Raw genomic sequence first — 17,161 nt, forward strand, 5'->3', positions numbered from 1 at the left:
CAATACCGATCAGCGCACCGGCGCCCACGATACTGAATCCGGCAGCACGGCGAATGTAACGTGCAGCGTTTCCGCGTGGCCGGCGAGCATCCACATTTCTACCGTTGAACCATACGTTCATCGTTTCACTCCCGGTGTCTGCTTCAACCCGTGATGGACATACATCGCCCGACTGTCACGGGTGCGTGGACGTTCCAGCGCGGTCAGCGGTGGTGGCAAGCTTTGCGCATTCGGCTATCAAAATGACAAGCAATAAATTATTTGCACTCCGAACAATATCGCGAGGCCGATGACGTTGGGAACATGGATCCGGCCGCCGCCCGTCAGGTGCCGCGATACGTCGTCAAGTGACAAACACGCACCTTACGCCACCATATCACATTTCCTTCGTAAATGCGAATGAGTCGCATTTGATAGTTTTGGTAAGAAATGCGGCTCGGCTAGTCGAGAGCCTCCACCAGTCGGCGCAAGCGCCAACGACGCACGAACAGCACACTGTGGCGCGGTGACTACTAAATGTACTAAACGGTCAAATTTCATTGCAATTGCGAATCGTTGTCATTACCATTCACCCGAAATTTCGCCACCGTTTACACCAGGTGTTTCGCAACCCGCCTGCCATAACAACGAATGAAGATTCTGAAGTCTGACCACCACGCGCTTTCTACTCACCGTTTTTCCCGTTACCAGTCGGTTCTCGGCGCGGCGCTGCTCATCAGCGTCGGGCTTGCGCTATCGACTGCGCCGTCGCGCGCACACGCGGAGGACGCCGTTGCCGCAGACGCGACACTTCCTACCGTCAGCGTGAAAGCGTCGGCTGACAACAATGGGGCGCAGGCCGACAAGATCAGTGCTGGTGCGCTCGGCACGCTCAAGCAGGTCGACACGCCGTTTTCGACGCATGTCGTGACGAGCGAAGAGGCGCAGGATCTGTTCGCGAATACGGCCAACGACCTGTTCCAGTACGACCCTGCCGTGTCGATCACGAGCACCAACGCCATCGGCGAAAACTCGATGTTCAACGTGCGCGGCCTGCCGATCGACACGCTCAACAGCATCAAGGTCGATGGTCAGAGCTTCCCGTCGTGGGATACCGATCTCGCACTCGAACCGTTCGAGCAGGTGGAATTGCTGAAAGGGCTGTCCGGCTTCATGTACGGGTTCGGCTCGCCGGGCGGTATCGTCAACTACGTACTGAAGCGTCCGACCGACACGCCGTATCGCAGTTTTTCGGTGGGCTATCAGTCGGCGGGTGTCTTCAGCGAGAAGCTCGACGTCGGCGGCCGCTTCGGTACGGACGACCGGTTCGGCTACCGCTTCAACCTCGTCAACGAAGAAGGCAATACGGCCGAGGCAAATGGTCATCTGCGACGCCAGGTGGCGTCGGCGGCTCTGGACTTCCGTATTACGCCGGATCTGACCTGGACGGTGGACGCGTTCTACACGAAGCGCAAGCAGGAAGGCACGATCTTCGGCCTGATGTTCGGCTCGGACGCGGGCGGCATTCCTGACGCAAGCAAGGTGACGCACAACCTGTCGCAGCCGCAGAACTACTATCAGGTCGAAATGGCGTCGTTCGGAACGGGTCTCGACTATCGGCTCTCCGAGAACTGGCACGCGAGCGTGAAGTACCGCTTCGCGAAGGAAAACCGCACGAACTCGGACAGTCTGCTGTACGTGTACAACACGGCGGGCGACTACTCCAACACGCTATATGCGGCGATGACGCGATACTTCTATCAGAACGTCGATGCGATGGTGGAAGGCAAGTTCAACACGGGCAGCATCAAGCACGATGTCGTGTTCGGTGCGGGATATCAATCGCAAGTCACAGAGTACGACAATAGCGAAGGCTGGAACGACGGGTATAGCCTCGGCATCGGTAACATCTATAGCAGCACGTTCCTGACCAATGCCGACGTGCATATCGGCGAGAACCTCTACAAGCAGTCCCGCACGACACAGGCCGCGGTCTACGCGAGCGACACCGTGCAGTTCACACCGCGCATTTCGGCGCTGCTCGGCTTGCGGTACACGCAGTTCCATCAGTTCACGTACGATCCGACGGGTGCGACCACGGCGAACTACAGCGCGTCCCCGGTGACGCCGACTGTGGCGCTGATGTACAAGACGGATCCGTATTCGACGCTGTACGTCAGTTACGTCCAGTCGCTCGAGCAAGGCGGTTCGGCTGCGAACACCAATCTCAACTACCCGGCGACATTCGGTCCACTGCGCAGCAAGCAGTACGAAGTGGGCTTCAAGACGGATCGTAGCAAGTGGGGCGCGAATCTGGCGCTGTTCCGCGTCGATCAGGGCTACTACTACACGAACTCCGCCAACATTTTCGTTCAGGACGGCACCAAGCGTTATACGGGCGTCGACGCGAGCGGCTGGCTTCAGCTTGCCAGCGACTGGCGCGTGATGGGCGGCGTGATGTGGCTCGATACCAAGGCCGTCGATATCGACGATCCGACCATTGAGGGCAAGCGCATCTATGGGGCACCGCGATGGACGGTGACGGGCCGTGTCGAATACAACCCGTCGTACATGCGTCGTCTTACGCTGGCGTTCGGTGGCCGCTACGTCAGTGATATGGCCGTGGATGCTGCCAACACGCAATTCGTACCGGCATATACGGTGTTCGATCTGAGCGGCAAGTATGAAACGCGTATTGCGGGGAAAGAAGTGACGTTCCGCGCGGGTATCAACAATCTCTTGAACCGCCGTTACTGGACGACCGCGTGGGGCTACTACGTCAGTCCGTCCGCGACGCGTACGGCGGTGGCTAGCGCGACGATGCAGTTCTAAGCAGGGCGCCGCAATAATCAGCGCAGAGAGGTAAGGAAGCGACGGGCACACTGTATCGTGTGACTGTCGCTTCTAACGCATCAGAAGCACCAGGAAAATCTATCTTATCCGAACGTTCATCGGCAGATTGACGCTTCGGATACAGCCAAACGTACGCCATTGATTGACACCTCCCAGGTGTCAGCTTCATTCGATGGCCTTCCTTGCAGATAACAGATTAGTAATCGAGCGGCCAGATTATGGTCATCCGCGCTCGACAATAATCTAACCGTCACATACCTGGTCCCAAGCCTGATGCCCAACGGCAACTTGAAATCGCTGTGAGCGAATAAGGAACCGTTAAGTGTTTTGGACCTAATCTGAACGGGCATCTTTTGAACCCGCTCATCAAGGAAGGAGAGTTCGATGAAAACCTCAATCACCGTCGCGATGCTGACTGCCGCGCTTTTAGTGCCCGCAATCTCGTATGCGAAGATCGATTCGAATGAAAGTACGACGCGCGCCGAAGTCAAGGCGCAAATTGTGCAAGCCGAGAAAGACGGCACGCTGCATCAATCGAAGGTACATTATCCCGACTACAACGCGAACGGAGCTACGGCCGCCCGGCAATCGGCAAGCGACTACGGAACGATGCCGTTGAATTTTTCGCAGTCGGGATCACCGGCGAAAGGCATGAGCGATAGCAAGCTGTTCGAACATCATTGATGAACAGTGTGCAGCTGAGTAGCGCATGTCTAACGTTTGATGGCCCAGTCTATTGCGGCATCGAACAATTGCTGGCCTGACTGCGCGAGGTTCGCGAAGGAGTCGTTGCTCATGAAGAACATCACGCGTCGGGCAGGCGCGAGCGTTTCGTAATCCATCGTCGCCCCCGTTTCGTAGGCGAAAATGGCAGCCTTGTCGGGCTGACCATAGACGCTCGCGATAATGGATGCGCCGAGGCCCGGCTTGCCCCAACTCATCGTCGCCTGCTTCCCGTACACATTGGCGATGCCTGCCGGCAAGCCCGCAGCAATCGGATGCGGCGCATTCACGAGCCACAGGTAACGCTCTTTTTCTGTCTCGCCGAAATCGACATCATGGCGCTTGCCGCTCATCGCCAGATCGTCGAGCAGATCGTTTTCCCAGGTGACGAGCGGCACAGATAGCGTGCGCCACCCAGGCAGCACATCCTTCGACGATACCGTCGACGATATGACGATTAGTCTCGCGTCACGCGCGAGTTCGGGACGGTAATCCTGATCGACGAGTTGAACCGAATAGCCTCGTGTACCGAGATGCGCGGCGATGCGCTGATCGGTTGCAAGGTTGGGGCCGTTCAGTTGTACGACCATCACGATACTTTTCTGCGTGTCTTTGGCGTTGGCGCGAGCGATGGAAGGTAAGAGCGCGGCAGTCGCCAGACCCAGCAGGGAAGAGAGCGCGTAACGTCGCGTGTGATCGATCGTGGCCGTTTGATTGCGTTTCATGGTGAACTCCTCGTAGCCGGGTTCAGAATTCGAGCGTGGAAAGGAGCGACACCTGCCGCGCATCGCCGACCGCTACGAAATAGCGATTCGCGCTGGACGGGTAATAGGTCTTGTTGAAGAGGTTCTTCACATTCAACTGGAACGACACATTGTGTCCGCCCCATTTCGTGTTGTAGTTCGCGAACGCATCGGCGACGGTATAGGCGGGCAGGGTGAAGCTGTTTGCGGAATCGCCGGGCCGCTCGCCGACATAGTGCGCGCCCGCGCCCACGCGCAATTGATCGCCGCCGAAGATCGCGCCGAAGTCGTAGACGGCGGCGAGCGACGCCGTATGCTGCGCGACATTCCACAGCCGGTTGCCCGCATAAAGCGGGTCTTCCGTCGTTTTCGCGTCGATGTACGCGTAGCTCGCAATGACGCTCCAGCGTTGGCCGATCTGCCCGGCGACATCGAGTTCGATGCCGCGCGAGCGCGCCTTGCCTGACGTTCGCCAGTCGGTTTGCTTGGTCGTGTCGTTGTACTGCGACACCAGCACGTTCGATTTGTCGATATTGAAGAATGCGAGCGTGCCCGTCACTCCCGCAGGCATCGCGACTTTCGCGCCGACTTCCCACGAGGTCGCTTCTTCCGGCAGCACCGATGAGTCGATCACGACACCCGAGCTGAGCGGAGCGATGGTCGACGTCGGCTTCAGCGATTGCGTATAGCTTCCGTACAGTGAGACGGTATCGGTCCACTTGTAGACGACACCCGCGCGCGGCAGCCATTTGGTGCCGTTCAGATCGGTGTTCACCTGGAACGGACGGCCGCGTCCTGCGACCTGGTTGTACGACAGGAACCGCGCGCCGCCGACGAGTATCCACTTGTCGGTCAGATGCAGACTATCCTGAAAGAACACGGATGCGTCGTGCAACGTGTCGGTCTGGTCGCTGTCGCTGGCGGATACGGTGGTCGACGGGCTTTCGAGTCCGTAGACGGGGTGCAGGTAGTTGAACGTGTACTTCGTCGCCTGCCGCAACAGGTCCTTGCGATAGATGCGCCGGTATTCGTCATCGACACCCACCTGCAGGTCGTTGCGCAAACCCGCCACCGTGAAATGTCCATCGATATAGGCGATCGCGTAGCTATCCGTGCTGAGCGCACCGTGCGTCGCGTCGTTGCTGCGCGAGAGCACACCCGTCGTGCTGTTGACGCCTTGCACGCGCAGCTGGCCGGCGTCGTACGTTTCGCGGTTGTAGCTGTAGCCGAAATGCGCCTTCCAGTTCGCGTCGATCTGGTGATCGACAGTCAGTTGCGCGAGATTGGATTCGCCATCCATTTCGTTGAACGGCTCGTCGAGACGCTCGCGCGCGGGGATGGCCAGTGGCTTGTTGGTCTTTGGATCGAGCGCGGTGCCGCGATCGAACGGATAAAGGAACTTGCGATACTCGTATGACAGTACGACCTGTGTATCGCGTCCATACCAGGCAAGCGAAGGCGCGACGAGCGTCTCGCGATGTTCGCCAAAGTTGCGCCAGTATTGTTCGTTGACCTGGTCGACGACGAGACGGTACGCAAGGCCTGAATCGCCGATTGGCCCTGTCAGATCGAGCGTGCCGTCCGCGCCGTTGCGGCCGTGGCCGTAAGTCGAGCCGAGCAACGAGATGGCGTGATAAGGCGTGAGTAACGGCTGCTTGCTCACCACGTTGACGACGCCGCCCGGGTCCATGATGCCGTAGAGCAGCGATGCCGGTCCCTTGAGCACTTCGACGCTATCGGCTGCGGCGTTGAGGCCGCGGCCCTGCACGAGCGGCATGCCGTTGTGCATGATCGAGCCGTCGCGGTTGCCGCCGAAGCCGCGTTTGAGCAACGTGTCCTGCGTGCCCGCCAGCGTGTTGCCCTGGACGATGCCGCTGACGTTGGCGAGCGCGTCGTCGAGATTGCGTGGGCGCTGATCGCGCAACACTTGCGCGGGCACGGTGTTGATGGCTTGCGGCACATCGATGACGGGAATGTCGGAGCGCGTGACATTTGCTTCGGGAGGCGGTCGGTAACTCCCCGCGCGAATGCCTGTCGCGGCGACCTTGACGGTGGGCAACACGGCACTGTCGTCGAGTTCGACATTGCTCGCATCTTCGACCAGCGTGTAGCTGCCGTTGGTCTGCTGGACGGACGACAGCCCCGTGCCGCGCAACAGGCGCACGAGCCCCTGCTGCGTATCGTATTCGCCGTGCAGGCCCGCGCTATGACGATTCGCTGTGAGCGCGCTCGGATACGACAGCATGATTCGCGCTTGCTGCCCATACTGGTTGAGCGCGCTTTCGAGCGGCCCAGCGGCGATGTCGAAAGACTTGCGCGGCGAGGCTTGGGCCATCTCAGTTGCATCGGCGGCGAAAGCGGCGGGAGATGCGATGGTCGCGAAGATCGTTGCCGTCGCGATACCGATGATGTGCCGCCCGGGGAACGCGCGACGACGTAATTCACGTGCGGCGTTATTCGCGCAGGCTCTTGCAGAAAGTCCCATGTTTTACGAAGCTCGAGGAGGTAGATGATCTGGTGTTCTCATCTGCCTTGTCCCGCGAGAATCGAAAACAGCTCAATACCGACGAAAATTTTTTACCGCGTAATGATTGCCGCGCTAGGAACGCGCTGGCTTCACCGTTACCCAATAGCGCGTGATGTACTCCACCTCGACAGACAGCGTGCTCGCAAGCGTGTTGAGCACGCGATCCGTGTCCGATAGCGGATAGGTGCCCGACAGTCGGAAGTCCGCGATCGAAGGATCGCAGCGCACGTAGCCGTCCCGGTAGCGCCCGAGTTCGGACAGGAAGTCGGCGAGACGCATGTTGCTCGCGACCAGCATGCCTTGTGTCCATGCGGCCGTATCGGCGCTTGCCGGTTCGATCGGCATGATCTGCGTGGCGGTGAAGCGCATGCGCTCGCCTGCACGCACCACCTTGGACACGCCCGGCGCGCGGCCCGGTTCGACCTTGACCGCACCTTCGTACACGTCTAGCCGCGTCGTCGAATCTTCCTGTCTGAGCGAGAAGCGCGTGCCGAGCGGTATCGAAACACCTTGTGCCGTCTGCGCGACGAACGGACGCGGCGCGGGGCCGTCGTCGTGTCCCGTGATGACCATGATTTCGCCGCGAAGCAGAACGATGCGACGCTCGGTGTCCGAGAAGCGGACATCGACGGCGCTCGCGGTATTGAGCATGAGCCGCGTGCCGTCAGCGAGCGTCACGTTGCGCTGCTCGCCCGTGCTGGTGCGCAGGTCCGCGTTCCAGCCGCGCCACGCGATCTGATCGCGGGCAAGCCAGGCCGTTCCGCCCGCAAAGAAGAGCAGAACGAGCGCCTTGACGCCGGCGCGCCGTGCGGGCGAACGAGGACGCGTCAACGCGGCCCGAGCGGCCGGGCTTTCATTGACCATTTGAAGACGTTGACTCACAGACTGAATGTGCCGCCACGCGCGATCGTGATCGGCGTGTTCGGCTCGCCAGCATTCGAAGGCCCGTCGTTGCGAGTCGGTGATGTCACCGGACTGCAGATCGAGCCACCATTCGACCGCGCGACGCGCGACATTCGGAGCGATGCCAGGAGGACTGCCGATATTCACGCGTCTATTCCAGTTTCATCGCGAAGAAGCATTGCGCTGCCGCTTTCAGCAGATAGCGCTTCACCGTCGCGAGGGAGATACGAAGCGTGGCCGCGATTTCCGTCTGTGTCGCGCCGTCGAGTTGCGCCATCAGGAACGCGCGTTTGACGGGTACGGGCAGACCGTCGAGCAACGCGTCGATCTCGCACAAGGTTTCGAGCAGCACAGCACGTTCTTCGGGCGACGGCGCAAGCGGCTCGGGCACCAGCGCGAGCGCTTCGAGATAGGCGCGCTCGATCTGCTCACGTCGCCAGTGATTCGCCAGGACGCGCTGGGCGACCGTCGTGAGGAAGGCGCGCGGCTCGAGCAATTGAAGCGGTTCGTCGCGCGCGAGCAGGCGCATGAAGGTGTCGTGTGCAAGGTCGGCCGCCCGATGCGCGCATCCCAGCTTGCGGCGCAACCACGTATGAAGCCAGCCATGATGGGCGACGTAGAGGTCTTCGACCTCGAGACGCAACGAGAGATTGTCTGCCGGCATGCGCGGTCTTCCGGACGAGTCCAGTAAGCAAAAGTAAAGCTACTAAATGAGAATTATTCGTATTGTCGCACAAGGGAATGCCGTCTTGCACGCGATCAAATTTCCCGCGCGTGCTTCGCCTGCCGCCGGGAATGGCGCGTGGGCATACGTCCTGCGGCTGCGTTGAACGCCCGCGGCGCGCCGTTGCACGGGCCTGACGACCGTCGGTGCAAGGCCATCGCCCATCCCGCCGGTGCGTCCTGTCAAAATCACGGCTCGGCGTACGCCTGCATCGTCCGTCAAATGCTTGCTGGATGCGCATTGGCACGTTTCTTACGTCGCGGATGCCGCCGATCGTAGTAACGTATCGAAAATTTTGTCTTTCGCCTGGCCAGTTGATTCTCGAGGCGCATATGTCCACCGATACCGACACCACCATGACTGATGAGCAGGTCGCAGCCGTTGCAGACCGCATGACCGAAGAAGGCCGTCTGGTTTCCCCCGTCACGATCTGGGCGGAGGTCCGCAGCGGTTCGATCGTTGCCGTCGCCGCCGCGCTGCAACGCTGGCGCGAGGCGCGCGAGCCGCAGCCGCCGGCACCGGAGACGCAGGCCCAGAAGGCGCTGCCGGGCGAACTGGCGGAAACCTTGATGGAAGCCGCGCGCCGCATCTGGACCGCTTCACAGGACGACGCCGGGCGGTTGCTCAGCGAAGGTCTGGGCGCGGCGAGCCAGCAGCTCGATGTCGTGCGCAGGGAGCGTGACGAGGCGCTTGCCGCTTATCAGCAGACGGGTGAAGAAGCCGCGACGGGGCGTGAGCGGCTGGACAGGTTGCGCCACGACCTCCACGCGTTGCAGGAATCCGCCGCACAGGTTCGCGCCGACTTCGAAACAGTGACCGCCCGCGCGGATGCCGCCGAGGCGAACGTCCAGAACCTGACCGAGCGCGCATCGGCGGGTGAAGCGAAGCTCACGGCGATCCAGAGCACGCTAGAGGATCAGCACCGGGCAAACGAATGGCTCGCCGCGACGGTTTCGGGCAAAAACGAAGAGATCGCGCGGCTTGGCCGCGAGCGCGACGACGCGCGCCGGCAGATCTCGACACTGGACGAGGCTTGCCAGGCGAAGTCGGAAGAAGCGGAGCGCTGGTCTCAGGAAGCGGCCGCAGCAGTGTCACGCGCCGAAGCAGCGACGGCGCAGGCGAACGAGAGCACCGCGCGCCTCGCATCGGTCGAGGCCGACTTGAGCGAGACTCGCAACGCACTCGCCGCGGAACGCGACGCCGCCCTTGAACATGCCGCTGACCTCTCCGAGCAGCGTGGCGCACTGGAGCGCGTCACACGCGAACTGGACGAATCCCGAGCGCAGATTGGCGCGCTGACCGAGGCGCACACGCTGGCGGCAGCCGAACTGGCGCGCGCGACGCAGGACGCGTCTGCCGCGAACGAACGAGCCGACGCAGCGGAACAGCGCGCAGCGCAGCTGGACCAGAGCCTGACGGTCGAACGCGAGGCCACGGCTGCGCAGCGCGACGAACTGCAGCGCGTCACGCGCGAACTGGAAGAAGCACGGACGCGCGCCGATACGCTGACCGAGGCGCAGACGGCCGCAAGCGCGGAGCTGGCGCGGGTCTCGCAGGACGCCTTCGCCGCGAAGCAAAGGGCCGATGCCGCCGAGCAGCGCGCGTCGCAACTCGAGCAGAGCCTGACGGTAGAGCGCGAGACAACGGCGGCGCACAGCGACGAACTTCAGCGTGTCAGGTCCGAACTGGAAGAAGCTCGCGCGCAGATCAATGCGCTGAACGAGGCGCAGACGGCCGTAAGCGCCGAACTGGCGCGGGTTACGGAAGACGCATCATCCGCAAAGCAACGCGCGGAGTCGGCCGAACAGCGTGCAGCGGAACTGGAGCAAAACCTGGCAGCGGAGCGCGAGGCCACGGCGGCGCAAAGCGACGAACGGCAGCGTGTCACGCGCGAACTGGACGAAGCCCGTGTACGGATCGACGCGTTGACACAAGACTCGACCGCCACGAAGCAAAGGGCAGAAACCGCCGAGCAACGCGCAACCGAACTGGAGCAGAACCTCGCGAGCGAGCGGGAAGCATCGGCGGCGCGGACCAGCGAACTGCAGCGCGTCACGCATGAACTTGAAGAAGCGCGAACACAGATCAACGCGCTCACCGAGGCGCAGACGGCGACAAGCGCCGAACTGGCGAACGCCAGGCAGGAAGCCGCCGCCGTACAGCAGCGGGCCGAAGCCGCCGAACAGCGCGCCGTCCAGTTGGACGAGAGTCTTGCCGTCGCGCGCGAAGCAGCCGTGGCGCGTAACAGCGAAGCGTCCGCTCAGTTCGACGAATTGCAACGCGTCACGCGCGAACTCGAAGAGACACGCACTCAGATCAACGCGCTGACCGAGGCGCAAACGGCGGCAGCCGCTGAACTGGCGCAGGTGACGCAAGATGCATCCGCCGAGAAGCGCCGTGCCGATGCAGCCGCGCAACTGTCGGCCCGTCTGGAACGCGACCTCGCTGCGGAACGTGAGGCAGCGACAGCGCGAACCGCTGAAGCGTCGGCGCAATCGAACGAGTTGCAACGCCTCACGCATGAACTCGAAGAAGCGCGCAATCGGATCAACGCACTGACCGAGACACAAACGGCCGCCGACGCCAATCTGGCACAGGTCACGCAAGACGCATCCGAGGCGAGGAATCGCGCGGAAGCGGCCGAACATCGTGCAGTCCAACTGGAACAAACGTTCGCAGCGGAACGCGACGAAGCGCGCAAACATGTGAGCGCTTTGACGGATGCCCAGTCCGTTGCAAGCGCCGAGCTATCGCGGCTCACGCAAGAAGCATCCGCAGCAAAAGAAAGAGCAGACGCAGCCGAGCATCGTGCAGCGCAACTGGAACAAAGCCTCGCAGCGGAACGCGAAGCCGCCGCGACGCGCAACAGCGAAGCGTCGTCGCAACTCAACGAACTGCAACGCGTCACGCAAGAACTCGACGAAGCCCGCAAGCAGATCGGCACGCTGACCGACGCGCATACGTCGGCCAACGCAGAACTGGCGCGGCTCGCACAAGAAGCATCGGCGGCGAAGGAAAGGGCGGACGCAGCCGAACGGCAGGCAGCGCAATCGGAGCAGAGCCTTGCGTCCGAGCGCGAGGCGGCGGCAGCGAAAAGCGACAACGCGTCGACGCAGCTCGAAGAGTTGCAGCGCGTCACGCGCGAACTGGACGAAGCCCGCGCGCAGATCAGCGCGATGAGCGAGTCGCAGACGGCGGCCAGCGCCGAACTGGCGCGCGCGACGCAAGACGCGTTCGACGCGAAGGAGCGGGCGGATGCAGCGGAACAGCGTGCAGCCGAGCTGGCGCAAAGCCAGGCCGAGCGCCCGCACGAACCGGCGTCGGCGAAGGGCGCGCAAGGCGGTGAACTGACGGGCGGAGCCGATGTCGCGGAAGAACTCGCTTCTTTGCAACGCCAGATCGCGGCTCAGGCGAAGACTCACACGAAGGCCTACAACGAGCTTCGTGCGAACGCCGAGCAATGGGTGACGTACGCGAAGGACATCAAGCAGCGGCTCGACCAGGCGAACGAAAAAATCCTCTTCATCGATGCGCGCAGCACCGGCGAAGTCGCGCTCCTGCGCAGGCTCTCGTTCGAACTGGAGCGCCTGAAGCCCGACCACGAACTGGTGTTCAGGGAAGCGCAGAAGAAGCTGATCGGCGCGACGATGACCCAGCAACTCGCGCAGAAAGGCTACCAGTACGATGCGGCGACGGCTGTGATGTCGAAGCTGGAGGGCTGACGCGCACCACGCGCATTCAGCCCTCGATCAGCCGCTCGAGGACATCGACGTCGCCCATCTGTCCGCCCTTGAACATGATCTCGGTGCCGTCGAGCCAGGGCTCGTCGGCGTGCAGGCGACACACGGTGACGCCCGCCGTCAGCGGCGCGCGATAGGACAGGCCCCATGCGTCGAGCGCCTGGACTGCGTGGCTCGACGCCTTACTTCGCGAAGAGCTGGCCGATATCCTTGAACGCCTTGAACTCCAGCGCGTTGCCGCACGGATCGAACAGGAACATGGTCGCCTGTTCGCCGACCTGCCCTTGAAAGCGGATATACGGCTCGATCACGAACTTCGTGCCGAACGACCTCAACCGTGCCGCGAGCGCTTCCCATTGATCCCACGCAAGCACGACGCCGAAATGCGGCACGGGCACGTCATGACCGTCGACGGGATTGCTGTGTACGCTTTCTTGCGAAGCCGTCTTCGGATGCTCGTGAATCACGAGTTGATGACCGAAGAAATTGAAGTCGACCCATTGCGCGCTGGAGCGGCCTTCTTCGAGGCCGAACACGCGTCCGTAAAAGTCGCGCGCGGCGAGAAGGTCGTAGACGGGAATGGCCAGATGAAAAGGGGAAAGGCTCACTGTTGTCTCCATGTGGGGCGCTCGCAGACCGCTCATAGTACGCGGCGGAATTGGAAAATAGAATCAATATATAATTTCGTAAAACACAAATGAAATTTATCAATGATCCGTGAACTGAAAACGCTGATCGCCGTTGCCCAGGAGGGTACATTCGCCGCTGCCGGCAAGCGGATCGGTCTGACACAGGCTGCCGTCAGCGCGCAGATGCAACGGCTCGAAGCGGAAATGGGCGTTGCACTGTTCGACCGCGAAGGGCGAACGGCGCGTTTGAACGCGAGTGGTCAGCAGATACTCGTGCAGGCGCAGGAAGTCGTCCGGCTCTACAACAATCTCAGTTCGACGGCGGCAGGCCCAGCCGCCACCGTGCGCGTGACGGTCGGTGCGATTGCGTCGGTGCAGCGCTCGTTGCTGCCCGATGCATTGGCGCGGTTTCATGCGCAATGTCCGGGATGCACGACGCGTGTGATTCCCGGTGTGTCGATGGAACTCGTCAACCTGGTCGATGCCGGCGAGATCGACATCGCCGCGATCATTCGTCCGCCGTTTTCGTTCCAAAGTGATCTGCGCTGGACGACGCTCGTGCAAGAACCGTTCAGGCTGATCGTGCCGCGTGGCGTGAAGGGTAAGGACTGGGCGGAACTGCTGGCGAATCAGCCGTTCATTCGCTACGACCGCGCGTCGTTCGGCGGGCGACAAGTGGACCGGTTCCTGCGCCGCATGCACTTCACCGTGCGAGAAGTGTGCGAGCTGGACGAACTGGAAGCCATCGTCAGACTGGTGGAAAACGGCGTCGGCGTGGCGCTCGTGCCGCAGACGGCGACGTATCGGCGCTGGCCCGCGAAGGTGCGCGCTATCGATCTCCAGCATCACACGTTTCATCGCGACGTCGGCCTCGTGCATCGCGCGCCGCAGCATTTAAGCGAGCCTGTGAAGGTGTTGCTGCAGTTGATCGAAGCGCAGGCGCGCAAGAAGCCCGCAACCGACGATCACTAATCACGCTTTCTAGATCACGAAGCAGGCGGCAGATTCTCCTGCAGATAGATCGACATCGGCGTTTGTAACGGAAGCCCAGAAGGCGTGCCCCGGTTGTAGTGACCCAGTATCGCTTCAACAGCGCGCACTGCTTCGACAAAAGGACTCTGATCGAGCACGGCGTCCATCACGCCTTCTATCAGCAATGCTCGGCTGATCTCCGTCAGCTCGTGGCCGATCAGTACCGTCGAATGCTCGCGCTTGAGCGCCTTGAGCGCACGCGCGATGCCCTCGTCGCCAACCGACAGGTTGTAGATGCCTCGCAAATGAGGGTACTTTTTGAAGGCATCGCGCGTCAGACGCTCGGTTGATTTTTCGTCTTCACGGCTTTCGACAGTCGCCACCACGTCGCACGCAGGAAACTTGCGGCGCATGACCGAGCGGAACGCTGCTTCGCGTTCTTCGTGCCCGAGATACGTGCGCAAGCCCGCAATCACGATGACCTGCCCGCCGTCGCGCCCGATAAAGCGGCCCATCAGTTCGCCCGCGGTTCGCCCCGCGCAGCGGTTGTCGATGCCGACATACGCGAGCCGCCCCGTGTCCGGCAGATCGCTCGCAAGTGTCACGACAGGAATCTTGCGCGCGACGCGCGAGATCGCATCGACGACGACGCTGTGCTCATACGCGACGACGATCATCGCGTCCGCCTTCTGCGATGCGCGATTGATGACGGCCGCCAGCGACTTCGGTTCGAGGTCGTCGAAAAACGTCAGATGACACACCACGCGATGCGTTTCGAACGACTTTTGCGCTAGCTCGAACCCCTGTCGTAGCGCAACGTAGTACGGCGACGAAGGCTGTTGCGTGAGGATCGCGATGCGCAGCCAGCGTACGGACACTTCGTCGAGCGCGCGATCCATCTTGAGCTTGCGCGCCCATTCGAGCACGCGCGATTCCTTCTCGCGGGCCACACCGCCACGCCCGTTCAGCACGCGTTCGACAGTCGAATAGCTGACGCCCGAAGCCTTCGCGACATCTTCCATGGTCGGCTTGCGCCTGACGTTCATGCGGTCCCTCCAGTTTGAAGAAATATCCTCAATAAACCGTTTGAGAGCGGAGATTCGATCAACTAGATTCTAACCACCGGAAGCGACCGGGCGTTAGCGATAAAGCCCCGGCGACAAAGACCCGGCGGCCCAGCGCCGCGCATACACGCAGACGCGCATTCCGCCATGCCAATCCCATGTCAGGAGACAACCATCATGGACAAGCCCGCATTTCGCGCAACTCAACGCGCGGTCAAAAGAATCGCCGCTGCGCTCGCAGCGCTGACGCTCGTCACCGGCTTTGCCGCGAACAGCGCTGCCGCCGACGAGCGCTTCGTGATGGTCAGTCATGGCTCGGACTCGAACGTCTGGTGGAACACCGTCAAGAACGGCATGCGCGACGCGAGCGAAGATTTCAACGTGCCCGTCGATTACCGCAATCCCCCTTCGGGCGATACGGGCGACATGGTCCGCATTCTCGAACAGGCGGCGGCACGCAACTACTCGGGCGTGATCACGACGGTGCCTAACTTCGACATGATCCAGAAGGGACTGACAGGCGTGAAGGCGAAGCACATTCCGCTTGTCACCATCAACGGCGGGCCCGAATCGGGCATGAAGCTCGGCGCGCTGATGCACATCGGGCAGCCCGAATACGATGCCGGCAAGGCGGCGGGCGAGCGCGCGAAAGCGGCGGGCATCCATGAGTTTCTGTGCGTGAACCACGGCGCGGACATTCAGGCGCTGTGGGACCGTTGCAAGGGTTTCGCCGATGCGATCGGCGTCGACTACAAGAAGGCGACGATGGATAGCGGCGAAGATCCGACGGTGATCGAAAGCAAGGTCGCCGCCTACCTGAGATCGCACCCGACGACGCAAGCGATTCTCGCGCTCGGTCCCGATCAGGCGACGGGCGTGCTGCGCGGCGTGAAAGACGCGGGCCTGAGCGGGAAGATTTACGTTGCCACGTTCGATCTTTCTCCCGACATCCTGAAGGCGATTCAGGCAGGGCAGATCGCATTCGCCATCGATCAGCAGCCGTATCTGCAAGGCTATTTGTCCGTCGCGGCAATGGCGATTGCGATTCGCGACAAGACGAACGACTCCGCGCGGATCGTCGCGGCATTGAGAGAGGACAAAAAAGTCGCGGCGCGCCTCGCCAAATACGACCTGAAGCCGGTGTATACGGGTTCGACGGTGAGTTCCGGGCCGAGCTTCGTCACGAAGGACAACCTCGCGCCTGTGCAGAAGTACGCAGGCTCATATCGCTAATCGTGTGGGGACAACGCAATGAACATCGATATGCACGCGTGGCACCGGGTCGACATCGATCGCAAGATGCTCAAGGATTTTTCAACGCGTTCCGATGCACGCGGACTCGCGCAGGCGGGCGGTTTCTTCGTGCTCGTTGTTGCGACAGGTGCGCTCGCGTGGGCATCGCTCGGCACGGCGTGGGTGATTCCCGCGTTTCTCTTGTACGGAACGGTGTTTGCGTTCAGCGAGGCCGCCGCGCACGAACTGGGGCACGGCACGGTGTTCAAGACGCGCTGGCTGAACGAGGCGGTCTACTGGGCGATCTGCTTCATGTCGTGGCGCGAGCAGGTGTACAGCCGCTGGCTTCATGCAAAGCATCACACGTACACGCATCTGACGGCGGCGCCTTATAAAGATCCTGAACTGGCGTTCAAGCATCGCCCGCATAGCTATGTAAAGCTGATGACGGATTTCGTTCGCATATCGCATGGCGTGCAGTTTCTCAGCGCGATCTTTCTGCACAGCTTCGGCATTATCACGAAGGGCGCGAAAGAGGTGGTGCCCGAGGCGGAGTACAAGAAGATGTGCGACAACTCGCGTGTGCTGCTTGCGTGCTATGTCGCAGTGTTCGTTTGGGCCGTGCTTGCGCATAGCTGGTTGCCCATCGTGTTTCTGTTCCTGGCGCGTGCTTATGGAACCTGGTTGCATGAGCTGTGCGCGTTGACCCAGCATACTGGCCTGAAGGAGAACGTGCTCGATCATCGCGTGTCGAGCCGTACCGTGAAGCTGAACCCTGTTGTGCGCTTGCTGTACTGGAACATGAATTACCACATCGAACATCACATGTTCCCGAGTGTGCCGTTTCATGCACTGCCGAAATTTCACGAGGCGGTTGCTGGGCAAATGCCGCAACCGTATGCGGGATTGTGGTCTGCGTGGCGCGAAATTCTGGTGATATTTGCGAGGCAGCGGCGTGATCCCGAGTATGTCGTCGTGCGCGAGTTGCCGGTTGGCAAGCGGGGGAGTGCGGTGGCGTGAACTTGTGCTGCATCTGAACATCGCGCCGCATGCTCCATGCGGCGCGACGTT

The 17,161-nt window shown here is 61.5% G+C and carries 13 protein-coding genes; 6 read left to right on the forward strand and 7 right to left on the reverse strand.

The window, feature by feature from the left end; translation table 11 throughout:
* Positions 1–630 precede the first annotated feature (630 nt).
* Together BLT65_RS16185 and BLT65_RS16190 are read left to right on the forward strand one after the other, a co-directional pair.
* Positions 631–2,811 carry a TonB-dependent siderophore receptor gene (locus tag BLT65_RS16185; RefSeq protein WP_091779091.1) on the forward strand — a complete coding sequence of 727 codons (2,181 nt, stop codon included), beginning with the start codon at positions 631–633 and terminating at the stop codon, positions 2,809–2,811.
* 405 nt (positions 2,812–3,216) lie between these two features.
* A complete protein-coding gene (locus BLT65_RS16190) occupies positions 3,217–3,516 on the forward strand; it encodes a DUF4148 domain-containing protein (protein ID WP_091779093.1) in 300 nt (99 codons plus the stop codon).
* Between the two features lie 29 nt (positions 3,517–3,545).
* Here the strand turns inward: BLT65_RS16190 and BLT65_RS16195 are convergent, their stop codons facing one another.
* The 4 genes from BLT65_RS16195 to BLT65_RS16210 all read right to left on the reverse strand — a co-directional run bounded on the left by BLT65_RS16195 (position 3,546) and on the right by BLT65_RS16210 (position 8,392).
* A complete protein-coding gene (locus BLT65_RS16195) occupies positions 3,546–4,280 on the reverse strand; it encodes a hypothetical protein (protein ID WP_091779095.1) in 735 nt (244 codons plus the stop codon).
* A 22-nt stretch (positions 4,281–4,302) separates the two neighbouring features.
* A complete protein-coding gene (locus tag BLT65_RS16200; RefSeq protein ID WP_091779097.1) occupies positions 4,303–6,783 on the reverse strand; it encodes a TonB-dependent siderophore receptor in 2,481 nt (826 codons plus the stop codon).
* A gap of 114 nt (positions 6,784–6,897) precedes the next feature.
* The gene (locus tag BLT65_RS16205; RefSeq protein ID WP_091779099.1) at positions 6,898–7,875 is read right to left on the reverse strand and encodes a FecR domain-containing protein; all 978 of its coding nucleotides are present in this window, start codon (positions 7,873–7,875) and stop codon (positions 6,898–6,900) included.
* Positions 7,876–7,879: 4 nt separating this feature from the next.
* On the reverse strand, positions 7,880–8,392 hold the full coding sequence (locus BLT65_RS16210) for a sigma-70 family RNA polymerase sigma factor (protein WP_091779102.1): 513 nt from the start codon (positions 8,390–8,392) through the stop codon (positions 7,880–7,882).
* A gap of 392 nt (positions 8,393–8,784) precedes the next feature.
* On the opposite strand from BLT65_RS16210, the gene BLT65_RS16215 reads away from it, so the two are divergent.
* Positions 8,785–12,174 (forward strand): DNA-binding protein, encoded by a 3,390-nt coding sequence (locus tag BLT65_RS16215; protein WP_091779419.1) that lies wholly within the window; start codon positions 8,785–8,787, stop codon positions 12,172–12,174.
* A gap of 16 nt (positions 12,175–12,190) precedes the next feature.
* On the opposite strand, the gene BLT65_RS48720 is transcribed toward BLT65_RS16215, so the two are convergent.
* On the reverse strand, positions 12,191–12,490 hold the full coding sequence (locus BLT65_RS48720) for a nucleotide-binding domain containing protein (protein WP_425273133.1): 300 nt from the start codon (positions 12,488–12,490) through the stop codon (positions 12,191–12,193).
* On the reverse strand, positions 12,375–12,800 hold the full coding sequence (locus BLT65_RS16225; protein ID WP_091779104.1) for a VOC family protein: 426 nt from the start codon (positions 12,798–12,800) through the stop codon (positions 12,375–12,377). Before BLT65_RS16225 ends, BLT65_RS48720 begins: the two co-directional genes overlap by 116 nt.
* A 102-nt stretch (positions 12,801–12,902) precedes the next feature.
* Between BLT65_RS16225 and BLT65_RS16230 the strand changes: the two genes are divergently transcribed.
* The gene (locus BLT65_RS16230; protein WP_091779106.1) at positions 12,903–13,793 is read left to right on the forward strand and encodes a LysR family transcriptional regulator; all 891 of its coding nucleotides are present in this window, start codon (positions 12,903–12,905) and stop codon (positions 13,791–13,793) included.
* 14 nt (positions 13,794–13,807) lie between these two features.
* On the opposite strand, the gene BLT65_RS16235 is transcribed toward BLT65_RS16230, so the two are convergent.
* Positions 13,808–14,839 carry a LacI family DNA-binding transcriptional regulator gene (locus BLT65_RS16235; protein ID WP_091779108.1) on the reverse strand — a complete coding sequence of 344 codons (1,032 nt, stop codon included), beginning with the start codon at positions 14,837–14,839 and terminating at the stop codon, positions 13,808–13,810.
* Positions 14,840–15,034: 195 nt separating this feature from the next.
* On the opposite strand from BLT65_RS16235, the gene BLT65_RS16240 reads away from it, so the two are divergent.
* A complete protein-coding gene (locus tag BLT65_RS16240) occupies positions 15,035–16,090 on the forward strand; it encodes a sugar ABC transporter substrate-binding protein (RefSeq protein WP_091779110.1) in 1,056 nt (351 codons plus the stop codon).
* A gap of 18 nt (positions 16,091–16,108) precedes the next feature.
* Entirely contained in the window at positions 16,109–17,110 is a 1,002-nt protein-coding gene (locus BLT65_RS16245) for a fatty acid desaturase (protein WP_091779112.1), read from the forward strand.
* Positions 17,111–17,161 lie beyond the last annotated feature (51 nt).

The organism is Paraburkholderia steynii (assembly GCF_900100565.1).
In the GTDB taxonomy this organism is placed as follows: Bacteria; Pseudomonadota; Gammaproteobacteria; order Burkholderiales; family Burkholderiaceae; genus Paraburkholderia; species Paraburkholderia terrae.